At 73.1% G+C, this 4,142-nt stretch carries 5 protein-coding genes and 1 tRNA gene; 3 read left to right on the top strand and 3 right to left on the bottom strand.

Features of this window, described 5'->3' with window-relative positions:
• Nucleotides 1–5 precede the first annotated feature (5 nt).
• Together GTW40_RS27150 and GTW40_RS27145 are read right to left on the bottom strand one after the other, a co-directional pair.
• Nucleotides 6–79, bottom strand: a tRNA-Met gene (locus GTW40_RS27150).
• 66 nt (nt 80–145) lie between these two features.
• Entirely contained in the window at nt 146–1,279 is a 1,134-nt protein-coding gene (locus GTW40_RS27145) for a dihydrofolate reductase family protein (protein WP_161182778.1), read from the bottom strand.
• Nucleotides 1,280–1,349: 70 nt separating this feature from the next.
• Between GTW40_RS27145 and GTW40_RS27140 the strand changes: the two genes are divergently transcribed.
• The 3 genes from GTW40_RS27140 to GTW40_RS27130 all read left to right on the top strand — a co-directional run bounded on the left by GTW40_RS27140 (nt 1,350) and on the right by GTW40_RS27130 (nt 3,500).
• Nucleotides 1,350–1,874 carry a MarR family transcriptional regulator gene (locus tag GTW40_RS27140; protein WP_161182777.1) on the top strand — a complete coding sequence of 175 codons (525 nt, stop codon included), beginning with the start codon at nt 1,350–1,352 and terminating at the stop codon, nt 1,872–1,874.
• A gap of 166 nt (nt 1,875–2,040) precedes the next feature.
• Nucleotides 2,041–2,673, top strand: coding sequence for a GTP cyclohydrolase II (gene ribA, locus GTW40_RS27135; RefSeq protein ID WP_161182776.1), 633 nt, complete (start codon nt 2,041–2,043; stop codon nt 2,671–2,673).
• A 200-nt stretch (nt 2,674–2,873) separates the two neighbouring features.
• Complete coding sequence (locus tag GTW40_RS27130; RefSeq protein ID WP_161182775.1) at nt 2,874–3,500, top strand: response regulator transcription factor; 627 nt, start codon at nt 2,874–2,876, stop codon at nt 3,498–3,500.
• Between the two features lie 447 nt (nt 3,501–3,947).
• Here the strand turns inward: GTW40_RS27130 and GTW40_RS27125 are convergent.
• The coding region (locus GTW40_RS27125) for a hypothetical protein (RefSeq protein ID WP_202486480.1) at nt 3,948–4,142 on the bottom strand (195 nt) is incomplete at its 5' end.

The following is a 4,142-nucleotide window of genomic DNA, read 5'->3' as shown; positions in this document are numbered from 1 at the left end:
TTCAGTAGCGGGGACAGGATTTGAACCTGCGACCTCTGGGTTATGAGCCCAGCGAGCTACCGAGCTGCTCCACCCCGCGTCGTTGTGTCTCAACCATACGTCATCCGCGGGGTCGGATGCACATCCGTTGGGCGTGACCTGCGCCTCAGGGCAGCAAGTGGCCGTTCGGGGCTTTCGCCGCCGCCTCGTACTCGGGCAGCGTCACCACTGTCACGCCCCCGTCCGCCAGGACCCCGGACCCGTCGGCCGCCGTCACGAAGGTGTCCGGCTCGCGCCACGCGGTGACCACCCGGCGTACGCCCGAGCGCAGGATCAGCCCGGCGCACGGGACGGGCCGGGAGGCGCGGCGGGCGCACGGCTCCAGGCTGCTGTAGACGGTGGCGCCGGGCAGCCGCGGGTCGTCCGGGGCGACCTTGGCGAGGGCGGCCTCCTCCGCGTGGACCACCGGGTCGCCGTCCTCGCGCGAGTGGCCGCGCGCCAGCTCGGTCCCGTCGGCGGCGACCACCACCGCGCCGACACTGAATGCGGTGTCCGAGGGCGGGCACAGCGCGGCCAGCTCGCAGGCGGTGCGCAGCCAGCGGTGGTCGGCGGCGACGGGCAGCGGGCCGGTGCCGGGGGCGGTGGGCTCGTAGCGCATGAGCACCACGTCCTCGATGCGGCGGCTCTCGGTGAGGCGGAGGCGGCCGCCCTGGTAGGCGCCGGGTCCGAAGAGGCGGGGCGCGGCCGGGTCGCCGACGAAGAGCGGCGCGAGGACCAGCTGGAGTTCGTCGGCGAGGCCCTGCTGAAGGAGCTGGGTGTGGACGGTCCCGCCGCCCTCGACCATCAGGCGCCGTACGCCGCGCTCGTCGTGCAGATGGGTGAGCAGGGCGCGCCAGTCGAGGGCGGGGCCGAGGGAGACGACGTCGGCGGTGCGGCCGAGGAGGCGGGAGGCCCGCTCGGCGCCAGGGTCGGTCGTGTAGACGATCTTCTCGCCGCCCGTGTGCCAGAAGTTGGCGTCCGGGTCGAGGTCACCGGAGGCGGTGACGGTGACCTTGAGCGGGTACTCCGGCCTGCCCTCGGCCCGACGGACCGCGCGACGCCCCGGCGCGTTGACGAGGAGGCGGGGGTTGTCGGCGCGGATGGTCCCGGCGCCGATCAGGATGGCGTCGACGGAGGCGCGCACCTCGTCCACCCGGTCGAAGTCGGCGGGGCTGGAGAGGAGCAGGCGGTCGGGGCCGGTGTCGTCCAGGTAGCCGTCGAGGGAGACGGCGGCGGACAGCAGGACGTACGGATACGGCATCGGCGCGCTCTCTCCGGGTGACGTGTGGGCTGATCTTGGTTCAAGTTTGAAACAAACTTACACTGGCGACATGACGACCCGCTGGCTCACGCCCGAGGAGCAGCGCGCCTGGCGCGCCTACCTCGCCGCCTCCCAGTTGCTGGAGGACGCGATCGACCGGCAGCTCCAGCAGGACGCCGGGATGCCGCACCTTTTCTACTCGGTGCTGGCCACCCTCTCCGAGGCGCCCGACCGGCGGCTGCGCATGACCGACCTCGCGGAGCACCTGAAGATCACCCGCAGTCGGCTGACGTACGCGGCGAACCGGCTGGAACGGGACGGCCTGGTACGGCGCGAGGACTGCCGCTGGGACCGGCGCAGCAGCATCGCGGTGCTGACCGACGAGGGGATGGCGGTCCTGGAGCGCACGGCCCCCGGCCATGTCGACACGGTCCGCGCGAACCTCTTCGACCGGCTGACCCCGGAGCAGGTACGGCAGCTGGAGGAGATCTGCGCGGGGGTGGCGCGGGGGCTCCAGGGCGAGGAGGCGGGAGGCACGGCGGACGAGGTGCCGTGGCGGCGGCGTTCGACGCCGGGCGCGGAGCCGCCACGCTGAGGTGCCGCGCTGAGGTGCTTCGCCGGGCCCGTGAGGGATGGTTGACGGTTGATTCAACTTTGAAGCATGGGATAGGGTCCGGAACCGTACCGCTCTGTTTCAAATCTGAAGCAGATGGAGCGCGGACGACGCCCGCGACGCCAACCGCACGGAACCCGGAGGCCCGATGTCCGACACCCCCGCCGCCACCCCGCGCGCCCGTGTCCGGGTGCCGCTGCGCTTCGGCGACGGCTACGCGGCCGACGCCGAACTGGTCACCTTCCACGGGCTCACCGACGGCCAGGAGCACCTCGCCCTCGTCCTCGGCGACCCCGGCCCGGTGCCGCTGGTGCGGCTGCACTCCGAGTGCCTGACCGGCGACGTGTTCGGCTCGGCCCGCTGCGACTGCGGGCCCCAGCTGCGCGAGGCGGTCGAGCGGATCGCCGTACGCGGCGGCGTCCTCCTCTACCTCCGCCAGGAGGGCCGCGGCATCGGCCTCTACAACAAGCTCGACGCCTACGCCCTCCAGGACCAGGGCCTCGACACCTACGCCGCGAACGCCGCCCTCGGCCTCCCCGAGGACGCCCGCGACTACACCGCCGCCGCGCAGATGCTGGGCGCCCTCGGCGTCACCGAGCTGGACCTCCTCTCCAACAACCCCGACAAGGCCGCCCAGTTGCGCGCCCTCGGCATATCGGTACGCGACCGCGTTCCGACGGGGGTCTTCACCACGCCCCACAACGTCCGTTACCTGCGCGCGAAGGTCCTCCAGACCGAACACACACTGCCGCTCGCGGAGTTGGGGGAAGTGGGGGCCTGAAGTAGGGGCCTGACGGGAGCGCGTGCGGCCGGTGCCTGCCCCGCGTCCCGGGCTTCCCCCGGACGGATCACCGGGGGTGCCGCCGCTCGCGGAAGGGCCGAGTCTGGGACCGGGCGGCCCCCGCTGCCCGCCGTTCCGCCGTTCCGCCGTTCCGCATGCGACCGACCGATGGCCTCGCCCCACCCACGCTGGAGCGTCCGATGAGCCGAGCCGTGACCTCGTTGGTCGTCATCTGCGACTGGCCCCTGCTGCGGCTCGGTCTCGCGCAGGCGATCAACGCGCAGCCGGACATCGACATCGCCAGGTTCGTCGAGAGCGTCGACGAGGTGCCGCGGGTGCCGTCCGGCGCGGAGATCATCCTTCTCGTCAACCTGCAGTCCGGCGATCAGGCGACCTCCGGCGAGGTCGCCCGGCTGCACCGGGCCGGGCACGCGGTCGTCGTCCTGTCGGCCTCCGAGCCGCAGTCCGACGCCGTGCTGTGCATCCAGGCCGGAGCCCGCGGCTATCTGGGGCGGCAGACCGGCATCCCGGAGCTGCTGACGGCCCTGCGTGCCGTCGCCTCGGGGAGCGACTACTTCGGCGCCAGTCTCGCGGGCCGGAGCATCCCCGCGGCCCCTCCCCGCATCACGAGCCGCGAGCGGGAGATCCTCCAGCTGCTGGCCGGCGGCGCGACGGACCGCGAGATCGCCACCAAGCTGAACATCACCGAGAACACGGTGCACACGCATCTGGAACGGCTCCGCAAGAAGAGCGGCTGCCGCCGCCGGGCCGACCTCACCCGGCTGGCCCTGGAGTACGGCGTCATCGACACCGGTACCGCGAAGTGACCGCCGCCGCTCATCCGCCGGGGGCGCTCGGGCCTGGCGTGCTCGGGCCTGGCGTGCTCGGGCGGATGTCGTTCAGGCTGCCGACGACGGTCACGGACGGCGGGCGGGGCGGTACGGGCACCTCGACGAGGATGGGTACGTACACGATCTCCCCGTGCCTGAACTCGGCCTTCGCCGACAGCCGGTAACACCGCACCGTCCCCGGGTCGCGCCGCGTCGCGTAACACCGGAGCTCCCCCGGGTACGCGGTGGCCTGCCGGGCGGCCGAGGAGTCCGAGGGCCCGCTCACCTCCGCCGCACCCGCCGACGCACCCCACCCGCCGACCGCGCAACAGGCAGCGATGACCGGGACCGCGAGGCTCACACCACGCACGGCCGTCTCCCTCCACGTCGAGCGCATACGTCGTGCCTCGCGGAGGGTTCCTCCGCGAGGCACGAATCCAACGGTCAGCCCTGGGTGCCGCCCTGGGTGTTGCCGGCACCGCCCTGGGTTCCGCCCTGGGTGTTGCCGGCACCGCCCTGCGTGCCGCCCTGGGTGTTGCCAGCGCCACCCTGCGTGCCGCCCTGGGTGTTACCGGCGCCACCCTGCGTGCCGCCCTGGGTGTTGCCAGCGCCACCCTGCGTGCCGCCCTGGGTGTTACC

Source organism: Streptomyces sp. SID4985 (genome assembly GCF_009863025.1).
GTDB lineage: Bacteria > Actinomycetota > Actinomycetes > Streptomycetales > Streptomycetaceae > Streptomyces.
This window is presented reverse-complemented; position numbering and strand designations above follow the sequence as displayed.

Bases quoted from the DNA above. Each gene is read 5' to 3' on its own strand.
- GTW40_RS27145 (WP_161182778.1), bottom strand. From the start codon at position 1,279: ATGCCGTATCCGTACGTCCTGCTGTCCGCCGCCGTCTCCCTCGACGGC.
- GTW40_RS27140 (WP_161182777.1), top strand. From the start codon at position 1,350: ATGACGACCCGCTGGCTCACGCCCGAGGAGCAGCGCGCCTGGCGCGCC.
- ribA (WP_161182776.1), top strand. From the start codon at position 2,041: ATGTCCGACACCCCCGCCGCCACCCCGCGCGCCCGTGTCCGGGTGCCG.
- GTW40_RS27130 (WP_161182775.1), top strand. From the start codon at position 2,874: ATGAGCCGAGCCGTGACCTCGTTGGTCGTCATCTGCGACTGGCCCCTG.